This is a genomic window from Microvirga sp. P4_G7 (assembly GCF_056401005.1).
The window spans coordinates 1-2,725 of record NZ_JBFUKD010000525.1 but is presented as its reverse complement, the minus strand read 5'-3'; the positions used below and the strand labels follow the sequence as shown (position 1 = coordinate 2,725).

Here is a 2,725-nt window from a genome sequence, read left to right as displayed (position 1 = left end):
GACCTGGGACAGTAGCGCGCTCAATCCGGCCAGCGCCAATGCACCGAACAACGCTCCCCCGATTCCCATCCCGAGGGCTGCGGCGAGGCCGTCGCGCCGGGATCGGGCGATGGCGATACGGGAAACAAGAACGAAACTGGGGCCGGGGCTGATAGCGCCAATCAGCAGAGCGGCGAGAATACCGAGGAGACTCATCGAAGTGGACATGGGCATGCTCCTTTGAAGGTGCGTTGAGTGCCCAGGCGCGCGGCGTTCTTTGTCCGCGCTCCCCGATGGTGACCCATCTTATTGCGCCAGTGACGCGGCGCGATCCTTATGACGCGTGCAATTTCCGATTGCAAGCGCTTCGCAAGCAAGGCGCTTCGGAAGAAAGGCGCTTCGAGTACAAGGCGTTTCGGGCCCGCACGCACGAGAGACGGAACGTGCCTTGCGCAGGCGCTCGGCGCCGCCCTGTAAGGCGCGCGCGACAGCGAACCTGCGCAAAGGCTTTCCGCAGCTGGCTGCGAAGCCCGCCTATCTGGTGCTCCCGCGTGCGGCAGGAAGAGCCATGCAATCCCAAGGGCGATCGCGCCCGCAGGACAGTGTCGACCGTCAGGCTCCAGCACCGTTCAAGCGGCGGCACAATCCGTCGAGCTGCTCCAACGTCCGATATTTGACCTTCAGTTCGCCCCCGTGGCCCTTGTGCTCGATGGACACGGCAAGACCGAGAACGTCCTTCAATGCCTGTTCGAGTGCCCTCGTATCAGGATCCTTCTCCTTTTTGGGGCGTATCGACTTCGTCTCGAGGCCGTTCGGCGGGTCGCTGTTGTCGAGCTGCGCGATCTCTTCGACCTCGCGTACGCTGAGTTTTTCGTCAAGAATGCGCTTGGCGACGCGAAGAGGGTCCTTTACGGCGAGGAGCGCTCGGCCATGCCCTGCCGTCAATTGACGCGAAACGAGCAAGTCCTTGATCGAATTGGGCAAATCCATGAGTCGCATCATGTTCGCAATATGCGAACGGCTCTTGCCGATGATCTTCGACAAGTTCTCCTGCGTGTAGCTGAACTCGTCCATCAACCTTGAATAGCCCTGCGCTTCTTCGACCGGATTCAAGTCGGCGCGTTGGACGTTCTCCAGGATTGCAAATTCGAGCGAGGTTTTGTCGTCGATGTCGACGATGACCACCGGAACATCATGCAATCCGACCTGCTGCGCCGCGCGCCAGCGGCGCTCGCCGGCGACGATCTCGTACGCGTCTGGCAGATTCGGCATCGGCCGAACCACGATCGGTTGAATAATGCCGCGATCCTGGATCGACTGCGCCAATTCATGCAGTTCGGTATCTTCGAAATATTTGCGCGGGTTGCGGGGATTCGGGCGCAGAAACTCGACCGGGACCTTGCGCTGTCCTTTGCCGCGATCGACCACTCCCATTTCATCGCCGACCTCGCCGATCAACGCGGCCAGTCCACGGCCGAGACGCGGCTTTGAAGCTTCTTCTGCCATTGCCCTTTTTCCTTTGTCTTTTGAAGCACTTACAGGCGAAACGGGTCACGTCGCGCCAGCTTTTTTAGTGCTCAGGCGGCCCGAAGGGCGCGTTCACGTTGAATAATTTCGGAAGCGAGCCGAAGATAAGCCTGCGACCCGGCGCATTTCAGGTCGTAAAGCAGAACGGGCTTACCATGCGACGGCGCTTCAGAGACCCGCACGTTGCGTGGAATCATCGTCTCGTAAACCTTGTTGCCCATAAATTGTCTAACGTCTGCAACGACTTGACCCGACAAATTGTTGCGGGGATCAAACATCGTCAGCACCACGCCCTGGATCGCCAACTTCGTATTGAGCGTCGAGCGCACCTGCTCCACCGTCTTCAACAGCTGACTCAGGCCTTCGAGGGCAAAAAACTCACATTGCAAGGGCACCAAAACGGAATCCGCGGCGGTCAACGCGTTGATCGTCAAAAGATTGAGCGAGGGCGGGCAATCGATCAGCACGTAAGTGAACGGATCTTCGTCCGGCTCACCCATCAATTGGATGATCGCTTGCCGGAGACGGTGCGCCCGATCGCGCTCGCCAGCAATTTCGAGCTCGATCCCGAGAAGATCAAGGGTCGATGGTGCCACATACAGGCGCGGCACGATTGTCTCGACAATGGCCTCCGCCAAGGAAGCTTCGCCGTTGAGCACGTGATAGGTCGAAACGCGACGGTTTTTGCGATCGATTCCCAGACCCGTCGAGGCATTTCCCTGCGGGTCGAGATCCAAAATAAGGACCTTCTCGCCGATAGCCGCCAGCGCCGTGCCGAGATTGATGGCCGTCGTCGTCTTTCCGACGCCGCCCTTCTGGTTCGCCAGGACGAGAACGCGGGGCTTGCCTTGGCGCGTTCCGGGAATGGCGCCATTCTGGTGGGTTGTCATCAAAGACTCTCGATGGAGGTTATGCGGATGATTTTTGCCTCGGAATCGGTCCGACTCGGCAGTAGATCCGCTTCGACTGTCCAAAATTTTCGCGCTTCGGTCAATTCGACTAGGGCCTCCCGGCCCTTCGGAAACAAGCCCATTGTTTCGGTTGTCCCCCTTTTCAACAGGGGGGCAGTCCAATCTAGAAGGGTCGTCAGTGGCGCAAGGGCGCGCGCCGAAACGATGTTAACCTTACCGACAAAATCGGGCACGATTGCTTCCAAGCGCTCCTGATGCACGGTCACATTAGCACCCGTCAGGCGCGCAACTTGCCGGAGAAAGGCGCA

Annotated in this window: 4 protein-coding genes and 1 riboswitch; all 4 genes read right to left on the bottom strand. The window is 59.2% G+C overall.

The features are described 5' to 3' along the window. Positions 1 to 207, bottom strand: a 207-nt coding sequence (locus AC1DT3_RS17400; protein ID WP_477466491.1) for a LysE family transporter, incomplete at its 3' end; no start/stop codon positions are given. Between the two features lie 22 nt (positions 208 to 229). Beyond that, positions 230 to 311: riboswitch (ZMP/ZTP riboswitch) on the bottom strand. Between the two features lie 280 nt (positions 312 to 591). Further along, positions 592 to 1,485 (bottom strand): ParB/RepB/Spo0J family partition protein, encoded by an 894-nt coding sequence (locus AC1DT3_RS17395; RefSeq protein ID WP_477466490.1) that lies wholly within the window; start codon positions 1,483 to 1,485, stop codon positions 592 to 594. Positions 1,486 to 1,556: 71 nt separating this feature from the next. Then, positions 1,557 to 2,396 (bottom strand): ParA family protein, encoded by an 840-nt coding sequence (locus AC1DT3_RS17390; RefSeq protein WP_477466489.1) that lies wholly within the window; start codon positions 2,394 to 2,396, stop codon positions 1,557 to 1,559. After that, positions 2,396 to 2,725 (bottom strand): RsmG family class I SAM-dependent methyltransferase (locus tag AC1DT3_RS17385; RefSeq protein WP_477466488.1); only part of this gene is annotated, 330 nt, incomplete at its 5' end. The genes AC1DT3_RS17390 and AC1DT3_RS17385, both read right to left, overlap by 1 nt.

Excerpts from the sequence above, each read along its gene's own strand:
- AC1DT3_RS17395 (WP_477466490.1), bottom strand. The coding sequence starts at position 1,485 with ATGGCAGAAGAAGCTTCAAAGCCGCGTCTCGGCCGTGGACTGGCCGCG.
- AC1DT3_RS17390 (WP_477466489.1), bottom strand. The coding sequence starts at position 2,396 with ATGACAACCCACCAGAATGGCGCCATTCCCGGAACGCGCCAAGGCAAG.